Source organism: Rhabdobacter roseus, from assembly GCF_014202275.1.
Taxonomy (GTDB): domain Bacteria; phylum Bacteroidota; class Bacteroidia; order Cytophagales; family Spirosomataceae; genus Rhabdobacter; species Rhabdobacter roseus.
Map to the genome: position 1 here is coordinate 30641 of NZ_JACHGF010000002.1, position 15675 is coordinate 46315.

Here is a 15675-nt window from a genome sequence, read left to right on the forward strand (position 1 = left end):
ATGAGTTAAGGGGTTTGCAGGGTGACATAGCCACCGTTAAGATGAAGTAAGGAGCCGCCGTTGGCAATGATGGTCTTGGCCTGCCCGGCGATCCCGTCCAGCGTGATGGCATGAAGCAGGTATACCGTATCAGTCAGCCCCGGAACGCGGCCACAGGCCCAGGTGGCCGGCGCATTCCAGGCTCCGGCCCGGGCCGAGACCAGCACATCCCCGGGCAGGCAGCCGGATATCCCCGTAATGCTGACGCTTCCGGTACTGCCGGAAGGACAATGGCGTTTGGAGCAATGGGCCGTAAAAGTACTGGTGTTCCCATAGATCTGAGGTGTTATCGTAAAGCCGCTTTGGCCGTTGGACCACTGCACCGTACCGGGACAGCCGTAGGCCGTCAGGGTGACCGTTTCTCCATAGCGTACGGTGAAGCGCGAAGCTGTAACGCCGATGGCATCGGCAGAGCACGAGTACACCTCTACGGTGACCTGGCCCAGGCCGTTGACCGGACACCCGGCCGTAAAACACTCGGCCGTGTACTGGGTGGTAACCGTAGGCGTAACGGAAATGGAAGGGCCTTCCTGCCCAGTGGACCACCGGATCGTACCGGGGCAGCCCGAGGCTGTCAAGGTGCTTGCCTGGTTCAAGCTGACGGCTCCGGGACTTGCCGTCACGCTGGGATTAGGGCTACTGCCCTGCAGCGTTTTGGTAAGCCGATTGCCGTTGGTGTCGTAGGCGAGGGTAGTGATCGTTTGAGCCTGCAAAAGGGACATCCCGATATAAAACGGGGCCCATGCCACCAGATAGCGTAGCAATACAAGTTTTCTCATGGTTTTATTTTGATAAATCTTTTCCCACTTCCTGCCCCATATAGCCCCAGGTTATACCACCGACAACACCTCCAATAAAACCTCCCACCAGGGTACCAACTGGGCCAAAGAATGACCCGGCCAATCCACCGGACTCTGCGCCGAGGATCGTGCCCGACCAGGCCCCAACCAACCCGCCTGCTGCCCCTCCCGTTGCAACCTGGGCATTTTTTCCAAAATTACCCCCATCTTGATGAACACCCACGCCTATTTGCGTTACGTTAACAGCGTGGCCAAGCGGACCGGATACGCGACCAATCTTTACTCCAAAACCGGCTAATGAATAGGTTTTTACGTGTTGATTGCCTCTAAAGGATCGGCCTGTTTCCGGGTTCTCCGGATAGAGTTTAAGATTATTTCCGACCGTTGAAGACCCAGTATGATTTTTTAACGACACAGCCGTTCGGTCGAACGCTAAACTTGTGTTGGAAACATAGTCCAATGACGAAGAATTTGGCAAAGGGTCAGTCGCCTCGATGATATGACGCTCAAAAGGATTTCCCCTGGTAAAATCAAAACCTGGCACCACGGAAAAACTGACTTTTGGTTTACTCTTGGATGAACCTGATGCATAGGAAGCAGGAGTCGTAGAATTTGAAGTAGAACCTCCAAGACCTTTTGCAATAACCAAAGAAGGCCCGTCCGAACTCTTGATCTGGCCCGTGAATGAAGAGGGGAGTTGATTTGTACTTTGTTGGTTAATAGCCGCTAGCTGATACGGATTTAATGTAAAGTTAACCTGGGATTGAGCATGCGTTAATCCTACCTGCTGAATGTACACCGAAAAGGAGCCGCCTTGATTTACTTGCTGGATATAGACCGGTGAACTGGTATACCCGCTCGGATCGGTCGCGTTTAAGGGATTATTCATGACGTAGCTGTACCGGTTGTAGGCCTGTAAATTCGCTCGATCCTGGACGAAAGGATCAGGGGAGAGAAAGCGGGCCAGGACGGGATCATACGCCCGTCCGTTCATGTCAATGAGGTTGAACAGGTCATAGTGCTCATGCTGGGTGAAGCCGCGCTCGTGTCCGGTGAATTGGGTTGTCAGCGGCGACCAGTCGGCATTCCGGCGTTGCCCCCAGGCATCGAAGCTGTATTCGGTGAGGAGCGTGCCGTTGGCTCCTGTCAGGCCGGTTACCGAGCCCAGGTGGTCAGTGAGCAGGTACTGCGTCTGGGAAGCAGTAGTACCATTGGCCGCTTTGTCGTCGATCCAAAGGCTGAGCCCATTCAGAAAATGTGTCGTCCGGCTGCGCCCGTCGGCGAAGGTTTCTACCTCCAAAAGCTTTCCTACGTACCGCTTGGTGCGGGTCAGGGTATTGCGCACAAATAGCTTTTGCATGACTCGCTGATGATCGGGCCCGTAGGTGATTTGCAGGTAGGCGGTATCGTTCGCTACCCGATTCGCCTTGTTGAACGAAGTATACTCGGAGGCTATATTCAGCGCATAGGAGCAAGGGATTCCTTCGGCATATAAGGCGATTGATCGCAACTGGTGGGGGCCGTTACCGGTGGATCCGTAATGGTACTTGCCCACGTCCGATTTGGAGGTGATGTTGCCCAACTCATCGTATTCCAGCATGATGCTGTTGGCTCCGGTAACCTGGGAGCTCGTCAGGCGGTTCAGTGCGTCGTAAGTGAAGGTTTCGGTTTTGTTTCGTTTTACATTGTTTCGCTCGGTCAGGTTGGCCAGCTCATCGTACTGGTAGGCAAACTGCTGCAGGATGGTCGTGTTGTGCCTAGAGGTGATTCCGGTCAGGTACCTGGTCGCCGGATCGTACTGCTTTTCGGTGACCACCCCGTTGCCAAACTGCTGGAGGGTGGTATTCCCGCGGGCATCGGTGGCCGTGCGCTGCCAGAAAAGCGCATTGGTGATTCCGTGCCGGAGTTCGGACAGAAATCCGTGCGCATTATAGACGTACTTTACCTTCAGACCCGTGGGGTAGGTCAATTCCTGCACGCGCCCCTGACTATCGTAGGCGTAGGTACTGGTATAGGTCTGCCCGTCAATTACCTGCTTTTCCTGATTAAGTCGCCCCAGGTTGTCGTAGGTATAGGTTGTCTGGGAGCCGTAGCTGGTGACACTGGCTAGCTTTCCAACGGCTTTATTGCCCATATCGTACTGCCAGGTCGTGGTGCCTTCCTTTTCCGTTCGTTTTATTAAGCGTCCGAGCTTATCGTACTCCATCTGCACTACGTCACCGTTGGGGTAGGTCTGGCCCGTCAGCTCCCCGAAGCCGTTGTAGGTGTACTGATACAGACCCATGTCCGGATCGGAGGAGGCTGTCTCGAAGCCCCGGGCGTCGTAGTCGTGGACGATGGTATTATTCATCAGGTCCCGGGAGGCTACGGGCTCCCCCGCCGGATTGTACCCGTAAAAGACATTATGGCCGTCATTCCGGCGCGCTTCCAGGAGTTGATCCTTCGCGTCGCTAACGGCTACGCTGGTTTGCCCTTTGAAGTTAGTAGTCATCACGAGGGGGCCCGCGTAGGTGATTGAAGCCGTGCGAAGGCCGCCGGCTTTGGTTTCCTGGAGTTTGGCGGTGCGGCCCAATAGGTCATTTTCCCGAAGGGTATAGCCCCCGTCCGTTTCTCCTTCAAAGTAGGGGTAGGTTTCCTGCGTCTGGGTTGAAGCGTCCCCCTGTCGATACGTCCGGTCTACGACGGAAAAACGACCATCAAAGCTTTTTGCTCTGGTCTGTACGCTTCGGCCGTAAGCATCCACCTGTTCCAGGAAAATCTGTCCCGCACTGGTTTGTTGGTAGGTAAGCGAGACGGCGTTGGGGGGGCTCTTAAAAAGACTGACACTGGCCTGCCGGTAGGCGGTGGCGATCCAGGTTCCATCCGGGGCCGTTTGTTTGGTAAGGCGGCCAAAACCATCGTACTGGTAAGTCGTGACCAGGTTGTTGGGATCAGTCGCGGTCAGGAGGTGGCCCCACTTCGGATCGTAAGTGGCTCTGAATACCTGATTGAGCGGGTTGGTTTCGGTTAGGGTGAAACGTCCGGTCGCATCGTAGGTGGCTTTGTTGGTCCGGGTTTCGGCCTGGGTACCATGCCAGGCGGTCAGGTCCTGCTGAATACGATTGCCGAAGGCGTCGTAGGTGTAAGTCGTTACCTGCTTTTGCTGGTCGTTGAGATTCGGGAAAGCCGTTTGTTGGGTAACCAGTCCCGTAACGGCGTCGTATTCGGCGCTGCTTTGCCGACTGATGGTGGTCTGACCCGTGCCCAGATGAAACTGGGTCGTATGGGTAGGAAGGCCCAGCAACCAGCGGTTGGTATCGTTTTGGTAGGTGGTCTGAATCGAATCCCGGAAGCCATTGGCATAGTCGGTAACCTGGTAGATAGGATTGCCGTATGGATCCAGTTGCTGCCGGACAAAGCGGGTCTTTCCGGTCACGAAGTCAATGGTTTTCTGTATACTGTAGTACGCCAGAAAGCATTTGGCCCGATTTAGCTGATTGCCCGGAGTTGTGGTAGGATAGGGAATCAGGGTAGCCGTATTTTCCGTCACGGAGATCGGGCTGCCATCCGCGTAGAAACGCTCCGTTTTCAGCAGCGAATGCCCGCCGTAGCGCCAGCTATCTATTCCCTGCCGGAAGGTTTTTATGGTATAGATACCCGTCGTAGTATCGGTTTCGATGATTTTTGAGAAGCCCCGAAAACCCCGTCCCTCTATATTCAGGGTAGCTCCTTCGTACCGATACGTTCGGGTCGTTTTGTAGCCATCCGGCGAATTGACCCTCGCTTTGGCCGCAACGCTTAGTGCGGCCTGAAAGTCAATGACCGGGTATTGTATATTTCCCGTCCGTTGGTGAAAATCCCGATTGAGCAGGTTGTCGTACTGAATCGTGGTGGTTAGGTGGGAACCGTCGGTAATCTTCGTGATCAGGATGGTATTCTTCTGTCCCAGGGGCAGAATGAAGGTTTTATTCTGAGCCGCATCAAAGTAAAGGACATCAGCCACCGAGCCTTTCAGGAAAGGGCCGATTTTATACCAGTTGCCGGTCTTGAACATGGTGGGAGGATACACATTGCTGGCCTGGGTAGCCGGGGCAAAGGTGAAATCCCCCTGGTTCAGAAAAAGCACGTTGTTCCCGTTGGTTTTCTCGTAGAAGATTAGATCCATCAGCCCGTCGGCGTCGTGGTCGAGCTGGAGAAGGTTCGGATAGGTCGTGACGACGGGTGTGGTTCCCAGTAGGGGTTTATGATCCAGGGCGCTGTCAAAGGTGCCATCACCCCGGTTGGGCACGATACGCAGAAGATTTTCCGAGGGCAGGTAGTAGATTAAATCCGGAAGTTTATCCGCATTGGCGTCAAAGAAGAGAGCCGTGCCGGATGCGGCCCCCATGAGCCCGGGGGTAACGGTATTCCGAAGGTAGCTGCGGTACCCGACCCGGTAGTTGTTCTGCCGCTCGACGAGTGAGGAGTCCACCAGCACGGAGCCGGTAAATACGGTTAGGTTTTGGCCACTATTTTTATCATAAATAAAAAGTTCAGAGAGACCGTCCCCGTTCAGGTCAACCAAGTGGTGATGAGGGTTGGCATAGGACAGGCCCGCATTGTACCCGGGGATGCTCGAATACTCTCCCATTTGGTAATAAACGGCGTATTTGTCACCCGGTATATCGCTGACAATTTGCGAGGTCCCGATGACAGGCTGTCCCGAGGAAGTATAGGTCAGCACGGTCTGGTCGGAAATGGCATCGCCCGACACATCGGCAAAAAGGGGAAGTGTAGAACCGTAGATCGCCGAAACGGAATAAATAAACGAGCAGGCGTAGGGATTGCCCGGTATAGCCTTGGACAGAATGAATTCAAAACCCGTGTTAACCGGGACGGGTACCCCTGGGATGTACTGTAGTTTGCTCCAGTTCAAAACCACGTCGTCCACGTTATCGCCGTTCAGCTCGGCGACGAAGGGGCGGCGGTTCAGGAAATCACTCAGCGAAGCATCCGATAAAATTTGGGGGGTGGGTGGTCTGACTTCCCCGGCAAAACTAAAACCACCCTGCCCGTTATTGATGTAAAATTGGTAAATGGTGGTTACCGACCACTGATTTACCGCCGTGGGCGTTGGGATCCGGTTGAAGATGACGTAATCCTGCAGTCCATCACCATTAAAATCCCCGATGATATTGGTGGCATTGGAAGCAAGCGTTACGGCCTGGCCCGGACTTCCCGTTTCCTGCTGCCACTGAAAAGTGGTTGGCTTAAAGCATTGTCCGGTACCGTCGCATTCCGTTAGCGAGCTGAGCTGGGAATAGCGATTAGCCACGTAGGCAAGATTATATTGCCGGATCAGGGTATTTTGTGCGTGCACTTGGATGGCTTTAAGCCTTCGGGTCAGGGTGGTTTTTTGCTGAAACCGTTGCCCGTACAGAGCGGTTACATCGGGCCGGGTCTCATACACAAACGTTATTTTGTTGTAGGGGGCCAGCCCCCCGGCCACGTTGCCGGTATATTCAATGGATTCCGGATAGGCTTCTCCCGTGGTGGCATCCTGCAGGTAACGGAAGGTCATGTAGTTTCCCCGGCGATCTTCAATCCGGTTGACCAGCCACTGGACCCCCACCTGTTTGGTAGGGTCGATTACGCGAGCATTGTCCGCAGTGCCATACTCGTAGATAAGCCCCGATTTTGCGTAGGCCTTGAAGGACTGGGGGGCTCCGGTGGTTGGGTTGGCGTATAGAATGACTTTGGTAAAGCTTTGCTGCTCCGTGTAGTAGACGGTCTGATCCTTGCCGTAATTACCATCAAACCGCCTGTTGGGCAGAATGGATTCCGGAGCCAACACCAGGCGGCTGCCGTCCAGCGCGTAGCGGTCGTCTTGGGTGTAGCTGACGTTCAGGGCAACGGCCTTGGTTTGATTCGTGGCGGTAACGGTTTCATCCTGCGCCCGGGTGCGCCCTGTGCGGGTAATGGCCGATAGCCCCTGCAGACTCCAGCCCAGACCCAGGGGGCCATTTCCGCCTAAACTACTATACTGGAGCGAGAGTTGGGGCTGCAGGCCAGCGGTACCGGGTGGGGCAAACAACGGAATGGTATAGGTGGCCGCTCCGGCGTCTGATACGGCGAAGGATCCCGACGTATAGCCAAAATCCGAGCCCGGGACGACTTCCTGCCCCCGAACCTCCCATACGGCAAGCAGCAGGACCCCACAAAAGGACAGCCAGCGCAGATTGCAGGGCGGACGGTTAAGAAGGGGCGAGTACACGGGAGGGTTGGATTGGGAAATAACAAATGTATCGCTCTGCAGCGGTAAGTTGCAAGCATCTATTTCATTTTTTGAAGCAAGGTACTGCACCATCTTAGCACTACCCCTTCCGCATCCCGGTCTTTCTCCCAGGTACCTCCACCGTCCACCGGAGCGGATTTTCCCTTCTCACATGGGATACTTCATGAAAGTAACCCTGTGTAAACCAGCAAGGCACCCCCTATTTTTAGGGGGTTGACAATACCAAATAGGTTTCGTACTATTAGGGAAAATACTAACCTCCTACCATGAAGAACCTTTTCTCCTTCGGGCTACTCGGCGGCCTCTGCCGAGGTACGCCGCTTTACGATGCGCTTTCCCGGGCCGCCCTGCCAGATACTACCCCCGTTTTGGATACCGCACCAGGTTGCTGGATGGCAGGTTGGCGCTTCACCCACTTGGGCGAGGCTAGTTTCCAAGGGCTCGGGATATCCCTATCCGTCATCCGCGCCTTTTTCCTTGACTTTACCCTAGAAATTCACGGTGGGGCAATAGTAAGTCGAAGACGTAGCCTTTGCTAAGCCAGAAGCTTTTATAAAGGGGTAGGAGCGGGGCGGAGGGTCAATTGGGCACGAAGGGAATAGGGGCTTTTTTGTGAATATCTTTTACTTGCTACGTTTACAATCGTATTGAAATCATTTGTAGTCGTTTACGAACGATTACAAATGGCCCGCCCAAAGCGAAAATAAACGACACTAAGTACATTTACACAGATGTTAGGGCTATTTTTAAATAACTAACAAAGTTGAATTCTATGTCAGAATATAAATCTTTTAACTCTAAATCCTTTACATCATGCAAACAATTGAAGCAATTAAACCAGGTCCAAAGCCAAACAAGAAAGACGGGACACCTGACGAGCGAAGACGTGTTACTCCAGAAACTAGACCTAAACACCCAGATTTGAAACCTCACAAGCATAAACCTGGGGACTCAAAGTGAAATACAATTAAAACAACAGCACATAAAATGGATGCGCTGTTGTTTTAATGGACCTATTTATTGCTAGAACATAATAAAATAGGAAGCCAGAGAACTCACTTCGGCGTGTGTGGCAAAAGAGGAATTGGCGTTGAATGCTGGCAATGCAATTATTAGCAATGTGTGCATACCAACTTCGAAAATGTGTTTTCGACTTGTTTTCTCGAAAAGAGGGCAAAAACGGACAGACAAGAAAAGGATGTAGTTGCGCTCGGGCAGCTGTTTAGCGACTATTTTTTGAAAAACAGGCAAGAAACAGAAAAAAGCGTGCGGTCATTGCAAAGAAAAAAACTAGACCTAACATTGTATAAACGTCACCTCGGCCGACGGCCTTCGCCGCCGTTTAAACGAATCCGTAATCCGTCATTCGCGGATTTTTCCTTAATTTGGTCCTAGTAATTCACGATGGGGAGTAGGGAGTCGAAGACTTACCCTATGTTCAGCCACCCATTTTTTATAAACTGGCGGTAGCAGGGGGGAGTGAGGAGTGATAGGTCATGGTCCTAAGCGGCCTCACTGGGCTACTTTTTAAGGTACCTTGGATGAGTTAATGCTGCCTCTTCCGTTTCCGTCCATTCTCAAGGTACCCTCACCACTACCCGCCGGAGCGAATTCTCCCGGTTCCCAAGGGGCGCTTTACGCCATAATCCCCAGCTTGCCAGGAAGGTACCCCCTAAAAATGGGGGATTGACAATACAAAATAGGTTTCGTACTATTGGGAAGAAATAGACCCCTCCCATGAAGAAACTACCCCCGTTAGGATTACTCGGCAGCTACTGCCGAGGTAGCCCGCTTCATTATGCGCTTTCCCGAGCGGCCTTGCCAGATACTACCCGCAGTTTAGGGTACCGCGTCTGGTTGCTAGGTGACGGGTTTGCGTATTGCCAAGTACTTTGGCGAGGCTACTCACAAAGGACTTAGAAAATCCATCTACTGTATCATAGCTTAATCCATATTTTACTTGGAGGTTAGTAAGTCGAAGACTTACCCTATGTTTAGCCACCCATTTTTCTAAACGGGCGGAAGCGGGGGTATACGGTGATTCTCATAGGAGGTATCATCACATGTAGGTAAAACCCCCGATCCTATTTGCCCAACATTTGAAAGAACTTGACTATGACCAATGAACAATTCAATGCCATGTCCTTAAAAGCGTTCTTTTCAGACAGGATGGGAAGCGCCTATGACAATGCACCAGGGTACTTGGTAAATCCAACCCAAGCCCAGGATCCTATTTTTAAATTAGCTGAATGCACAGTTTCCATTGAGAAGTCTTCTTCGGGAGCTATTACAGCGGAATCCGTAAAGCTTTTCAATGTATTGAAGGTGTCACAGACGAAACTCCGCAGCTCGCTCTTTCCGGGCTTGATTGCCGGTATCTTGGGAGCAAAAATGGATTCTCCACTCACCATTTTACTTTCTACCTTAGGCTTAATTGCGAGCTTCTTGCCTTATGCAACGAAAACCTTTTCTGAGCTAGACGCAGAAGTACTTTATGCGATCTACTCATTGCAACAAAAAAAAGAAGAGGGGGGGATTCGGGTTAGCTTGCCCATTCATTGGTCTATTTTTGGTAATGATGGCAATAATGCAGCTGATGCGTTTAGCCTAGACGAAATTCAGCATGAATACAAAACTATATTTAATTCATATATTTCGCTTGAACGGCTTGTGCCTTCGCTGGAGGTATTGGTAGAGTACAAAACCATTGGTGTACTCAATGGTGAAAAAGTATATCTTGTGGAAGAAATTGAAGTGAATAGACAATGACAGGGACAAAAAGTAGATTGATCGCTAATAGGAAAATTAAAGCCTGTAATGAATAGGGTTTAATAACGCGATGTAACATTGCCTGTTGCTGTAAAAGATAATGCAATTTGGATAATACCTACCTTTACAATTATGAACGTATTAAAATTGGGTAGCACAGGCAATGATGTCAAAAAATGGCAATATTTTCTAACTGGGCAAGGTTTCTACCTTGGTGCTATAAGCGGTGCCTTTGATGAAAATACTTTTGAGGCAACAAAAAACTTCCAAGGAAAGTACGGTTTAAATCCGGATGGAAAAGTAGGTAATTTTTCGGTTGGGCAGGCCATGCTCTTAGGGTTTGGACTACTTGCTGACGAAGAAAAAGATATTACAAGCGATGCCTTCCCCCCTAAACCTAATTTCCGACCTTTAGCCTCTAATGAAGAAAGGCAAAAGTTATTTGGCCGGATTGAATATATTTCTGAACCTAAACCGGATAATCCTGAAAATATTAAAATTATAAATAACTGGGAAAGAGATAATATTATAAAAGTAAACGTAAAGCAGCTGAAGCAAATTAAAGGTACTGAAACGGTTTATTTTCATAAAAAATGCGCTAATCAACTCGTAGCGCTTTTTGATGATTGGGAAAAGAATAACCTCTTGCATCATATTCTGACGTGGGATGGAGCCTATAATCCTCGTTTCGTCAGAGGAAGCAAATCGGATTTAAGCAATCATACGTTTGGAACAGCGTTTGACATCAATTATGCCTGGAATAAACTAGGAGCTGTTCCTGCGCTTGTAGGGCAGAAGGGGTCCGTAAGGGAATTGGTTGAGCTTGCGCATCAGCATGGATTCTATTGGGGAGGTCATTTTACAAGAAGAGACGGGATGCATTTTGAAGTTGCTGCCATAGTGGGTTAAACGGAGTAATTCTATTTTCACTATACGCTCAATGCTTCAAGGTTAGTGACTAGGGTAAAACAACATTATAACTTGAATAGAAAGCGTTAGAACAGCTACTCAATTGGAAAAAGTTTTTGATATAGCAACAAACGTTTCAACACCACTCATGCTGGCAGGCTTTTTTTGCGGCCGCCTTTTTCTTTATTGCGCGACAGATCATAAAGGCGAATATTTTTCCTCAGCTGACAAAGCAGCTTTCGGGCGACATCATAAAGCTAATTATTCAGAGACTATTTGCCTTGGCCCTAGTTGCCATGATTCTAGGTTTTGCCGGTTATACGTTTGGGCAATTTTATCCTGTAGTAAATAGTTCGGCCGAAGTGAAAGAGCATTATGCGGAACCATCAGATGATTTGTTAAAATTAAGTGTAAATGCTATATCAGTGGTGAACTTTGCACCAAAACCCAACCTGAAGAATCTGACGTTAACTTTTAAAGTGGTACCTAATTCCAAGGATAAGTTCGTGCCATTAAAGACTAAAGGTGAATTTATAACCATTGATTCCTTAAATAAGCCAACAACGTATATTTTTGAAGTGAATGCTGACGACGAAGGGGTCAAGCCGCAAGTTGTATCCTATATTACACTGGATGGCTTCATTCCTCGTAGCGAATATGAAAAAATACGACACTCTAATAACTACAAAGCGCAGTGCATACTATATTATGACAGCGATATTATACCGACGAAAGTAAGCTATAGGACAGCCCTATTCTTACTTAACCGGACAACCGTCAAAGACTTTTCAGAGTGATATAGACATCCATAACGCACCAAAAGCCGCTACTAGAGTCGTTTCCCCATGGCGGCTTGGCCATTGAATGCTCAACTACGTATAGGCGCTGAGCTACCTGCCGCGCAACGAAATCAAGCGGCTGGATGGTGATTACTTTGAGGAAGGGTAGTGGTTAGAAGATTTTACAAGGCTAAAAGGTACTTACAACGCCCCCGGACTTTTCCAGGTACCCACCTCCCCCAGAGCGTACTTTGCACCCTAATCCCCAGCCACCCGGCGGCTCCTGCCTAGGTACCCCTCTTTAGAATATGCTTGCTCTGGCAGCTGTGCCAGAACCACCCACCATTAAGGTACCTTGCCAGCTTGCTGAACGACGGGTTTAGCGTAATCCCAAGGTACTTTGACGAGGCTTTGGGGTGTTTATCTACTCTATCGTAGCGTATGCTTATATTTTTCTACTAGCTAGCTGCGGAAGGGATTTGTAAGTCGGAAACTTACAGGATGGATATTTGTCCACCCGTTTCTATAAATGGGCGGAAGCCGGGGATTCTGAAAAGGGCAGAGAGCCTTTGACCGTATGGTCTGTAAGACCATGGTCATGGTGAAGCGACGGGTTTGCGCACCACCAAGGTACTTGGGAATGGCAGAGAGATTCATTCCTGGGGGAGCTATAAATGGTGTATGTTCTGAGCACACAAAGGCTCCCTCTTTGTTTTTTACTTTGACTACTATTCTTTAATTAAATGAGCACGATATAAGATCACTAATAGTGTCCTTTCAAGGAATGTACCTTTATGAGTTCATCAGTTACTTCGTAGACGAGCCGGTGTTCCTGATTTATCCTGCGCGACCAGAGACCCGATAAAGTATGTTTCAAGGCTTCTGGCTTCCCGATTCCGCTGAAGGGTGTTTGTTGAATTGAGGCTAGTAGGGCCTGGATTTTAGTTTGCATCTTTCTATTACCGGTTTGCTTCCAGTAATTAAGATCTTCTTTTGCTTTGGCAGAAAAGGCAATTTCCCTCATTTCCAAAGATCTTCGACGGCTATTACCTCATATTCACCGCCTTCAAATTGTTTTTTACTTTCGTTGATCTTCGCTACGAATTCCGGGTCATAGGGTTTTTCTTCGGAAATAATACTGACTTTTAGGGCTTTGGCTACAGCTTTTAAAGCCTCTAGCTTTTCCCGGTTATTGGAGCGTATGATGAGTGTTTCCATAAAAAACAAATGTTTGGACTTACTTGGCTATAACATAGGGAACCGGCCTGGGGTTCTATTTAATTGGAATAAGTTTCTCCGGCCAAGACTTGCTTATGGCCAGAAGTAGGTCTTGGGGAGGCTGTCGCAGGCAAATCATGGCCTTTGGGCGATCGCTTAGAGAGGGGAAGCCAGGGATGGAAGTACCTAGTGGGGCACACCTATATCGCTTCCCCGACTATCTTTCTGACTATATTGGGTACTTTTTAACGTATCTGCACCGCCCTCGCCCTTCCCCAAAGTACCCCCACCACTGCCCGATAGCGCGGACTTTCCCGGCTCCCAAGCGGTACTTTACACCCTAACCCCCCAGCCTGCCAGCTAGGTACCCCCTAAAAAGGAGGGATTGACCATGCCCAAGCGCTTTCGCACGATTGGGACAAAATAACTCCCCTTCCCAGGCAGAATTCACTCCCCGTACAGCCACCCGGCGGCTTCTGCCGGGGTACCCCGCTTCAGGATACTTGCTCTGGCAGCTATGCCAGAACCACCTACCGATTAAGGTACCTTACCAGCTGGCTGGCTGGCTGGCGCTGGGCTTGCGCACCGCCCAGGTACTTGGCCGAGTCTACTTTCAAAGGACTTGGAATATCCATCTACACTATCATCGTTTAATCCGTATTCCACGGTGAAGGTTAGTAAGTCGAAGACTTACGCTATGATTAGCCACCCGTTTTTTATAAACTGTCGGCAGCGGGAGCCTTGGGGGCAACGGCTCCTTAGCTGTTATATCCTCCACTCTAGCAATTGATTTATCCTATTCGGCCCTAGACAAAAACCGAATAGAAGTGCTGCAATCGTACTAGGCCGTCTTAAGCCCTTCTTCCTTCGGCCAAAAATGGCGAATACCCGAGCGGTTCACCTTCCGCTCAGCGTACCAAACTTCATAGTTCTTTTACAAATTGACCCAAAACTGGGTGGTATTCCCCAAAGCCTCCGATAGCTTCACGGCCAATTCCGGACTGATTCCGGCGCGTCCATTCACAATAGTCGACAGATTGGCGCGGGCTATACCTAAGCCTTGGGCGACTTCGGTAATCGTCAGACACCGTTGCTGAATGTACTCTTTTCGTAGTATCTCGCCCGGATGTACCGGGGGTAAGCCTCGTTTTAGCATGTCAATTCCTCTTTAATGATAATCAATATAGTCCACATCATGAATGTCTCCTTCCGCAAACCGGCCTTCAGGTTATGAAAACGGGTTATTTTTCGGGTCTTAGTTTTAAGCGCTCGACTTCCTGGGTGAGCTGCTCGTTTTTCTTATTCAGCTCAATCAGATACAGGGTAAGTTCTTCGATCTTTTCCAACAGGATCGCCTCGGTCCGGTGCAGGTCGTTGCCTTGCTTGACCATTTCCTCGGCGCTGGGCACACCCGGCAAATGGCGGTGCTCCTTGATGAAGGCCTCCGTCTCGTTCAGCGACCGCAGCTTATAGTCATCACGGAAAACGTGATCCCGCCATTCGTCGGTGCTTTTAAGAGCCACCTTCACGCGCTCGGTAAGAATACCCTCCGATACGTAAAGCTGGTAGCCGGTTGGCAAGGTCTTGAATCCGGAGCCGATGAGTACGCCCCCGCCGTTTCGGTTGAGCAGGTGATCCTGTGCGGTCCGCTCCCAGTTGCTTTCTCCGGCGGCTAGCGCTCGTGCTCCGGCGGTGCTGGCTTTCATGACGTTGCCGTTGGCATCCACGTAGAGGGGATAGACCGTGCCGGTGCTAGTGGGTAGGTTTTCCAAGCGCACGCCGGTGGCGGTGGTCCCGCCCGCGGTCACATGCAGGCGGGCAGTGGGAGCGTTGTTATTTATGCCGACGGCTGTTCCAGCTGCACCTAAAATAAATGAATTATTTTGAGAGACAACAGCATTATAACCTATGGCTGTGGCATTTGATAAGTTCGGTACACTTGCATTTGAATTTGTGCCGATAAATGTATTTTGAAAGCCCGTAGTGTTGTTACTCCCTGAGCCAGTTCCTAAAAAGACATTCCTATAACCGCTAGTATTATTTGTTCCAGAGTTTGTGCCAAGACTGGAATTGCTAAACCCTGAACTGTTAAATAGTCCACTTCGATAGCCAATGAAAGTATTCCCAGTACCATTATTAGGGACGGTAGCTGATAATCCTTTACCGGACTCAAACCCAATGAACATATTAATATTATTCGTTGAAAACTGCCCCGCCAAATAACCAATTGCAACATTATAGTTTCCATTGGATTGTTGACCGGCACCTGTTCCAATGTATGTATTGATCTCACCAGTTGTATTATCCCTTCCAGCCAATGGTCCAATAAAAATATTTGCACGACCGGTAGTATTATTATTACCGGCTTGTGTTCCTAATATGACGTTGTCATTTCCAGTTGTATTACTCAATCCTGCATTTATCCCTATCACTATATTGCTAGCCCCTGTAGTTAAATTTCCTCCTAAGTTAGGGCCAACTAAAATATTGTTATTGCCTTTGAGACTTAAAAAACTTTGATTATTGATTCTATATGAGCTTCCGGAGGACAGGTTAATGTCCCCGTTGACGTGCAGGCGTTGTAGCGGCGTGGCCGTCCCAATGCCCACGTTACCGGGTAGGTAGTTGATGTGGGAGCCCGAAACGTTCCAGAGGGTACTACCACTGCTCCCGGCCGAGTCTTTGACGAGGATCATCAGTCCGTTGGCATCCAGGGAGAGTACCTTGCCGTTCCAGGGGGCGGTGGGGGAACTGGCGTTTAGGGCGGCGTGCCGGAGCCCGGCGTTACCCACCACCAGCGGTTGCTGGGCTGGGGTGATGATCTTGTTTTGGGCCTGGACGGCGCTGGTGATCAGGACCAGTAGAGCAGAGAGGGTAAAGCGATGCTTCATCGAAGAAGAAGGGTTGG

9 protein-coding genes are annotated in these 15675 nt (G+C 49.9%); 3 read left to right on the forward strand and 6 right to left on the reverse strand.

Annotated elements, in window-relative coordinates; genetic code table 11:
- Positions 1 to 5: 5 nt before the first annotated feature.
- Both HNQ92_RS05170 and HNQ92_RS05175 read right to left on the reverse strand, forming a co-directional pair.
- A complete protein-coding gene (locus HNQ92_RS05170; protein WP_184171896.1) occupies positions 6 to 818 on the reverse strand; it encodes a hypothetical protein in 813 nt (270 codons plus the stop codon).
- Between the two features lie 4 nt (positions 819 to 822).
- Complete coding sequence (locus HNQ92_RS05175; protein ID WP_184171898.1) at positions 823 to 7071, reverse strand: SpvB/TcaC N-terminal domain-containing protein; 6249 nt, start codon at positions 7069 to 7071, stop codon at positions 823 to 825.
- A gap of 2136 nt (positions 7072 to 9207) precedes the next feature.
- Between HNQ92_RS05175 and HNQ92_RS05180 the strand changes: the two genes are divergently transcribed.
- The 3 genes from HNQ92_RS05180 (at position 9208) to HNQ92_RS05190 (ending at position 11567) form a co-directional block, all read left to right on the forward strand.
- The gene (locus HNQ92_RS05180; protein WP_184171899.1) at positions 9208 to 9861 is read left to right on the forward strand and encodes a hypothetical protein; all 654 of its coding nucleotides are present in this window, start codon (positions 9208 to 9210) and stop codon (positions 9859 to 9861) included.
- Between the two features lie 132 nt (positions 9862 to 9993).
- Positions 9994 to 10770 (forward strand): M15 family metallopeptidase, encoded by a 777-nt coding sequence (locus HNQ92_RS05185; RefSeq protein WP_184171901.1) that lies wholly within the window; start codon positions 9994 to 9996, stop codon positions 10768 to 10770.
- A 281-nt stretch (positions 10771 to 11051) separates the two neighbouring features.
- The gene (locus HNQ92_RS05190; protein WP_184171903.1) at positions 11052 to 11567 is read left to right on the forward strand and encodes a hypothetical protein; all 516 of its coding nucleotides are present in this window, start codon (positions 11052 to 11054) and stop codon (positions 11565 to 11567) included.
- Positions 11568 to 12312: 745 nt separating this feature from the next.
- On the opposite strand, the gene HNQ92_RS05195 is transcribed toward HNQ92_RS05190, so the two are convergent.
- The 4 genes from HNQ92_RS05195 to HNQ92_RS05210 form a co-directional block, all read right to left on the reverse strand.
- A complete protein-coding gene (locus HNQ92_RS05195) occupies positions 12313 to 12573 on the reverse strand; it encodes a Txe/YoeB family addiction module toxin (protein WP_184173707.1) in 261 nt (86 codons plus the stop codon).
- Positions 12570 to 12767, reverse strand: a complete 198-nt coding sequence (locus HNQ92_RS05200; RefSeq protein ID WP_184171905.1) for a DUF2683 family protein — start codon at positions 12765 to 12767, stop codon at positions 12570 to 12572. Before HNQ92_RS05200 ends, HNQ92_RS05195 begins: the two co-directional genes overlap by 4 nt.
- A gap of 934 nt (positions 12768 to 13701) precedes the next feature.
- Positions 13702 to 13923: a HigA family addiction module antitoxin gene (locus tag HNQ92_RS05205; protein WP_343062965.1), complete on the reverse strand. Its 222-nt coding sequence runs from the start codon at positions 13921 to 13923 to the stop codon at positions 13702 to 13704.
- Between the two features lie 85 nt (positions 13924 to 14008).
- Positions 14009 to 15658, reverse strand: a complete 1650-nt coding sequence (locus HNQ92_RS05210; protein ID WP_184171907.1) for a hypothetical protein — start codon at positions 15656 to 15658, stop codon at positions 14009 to 14011.
- Positions 15659 to 15675 lie beyond the last annotated feature (17 nt).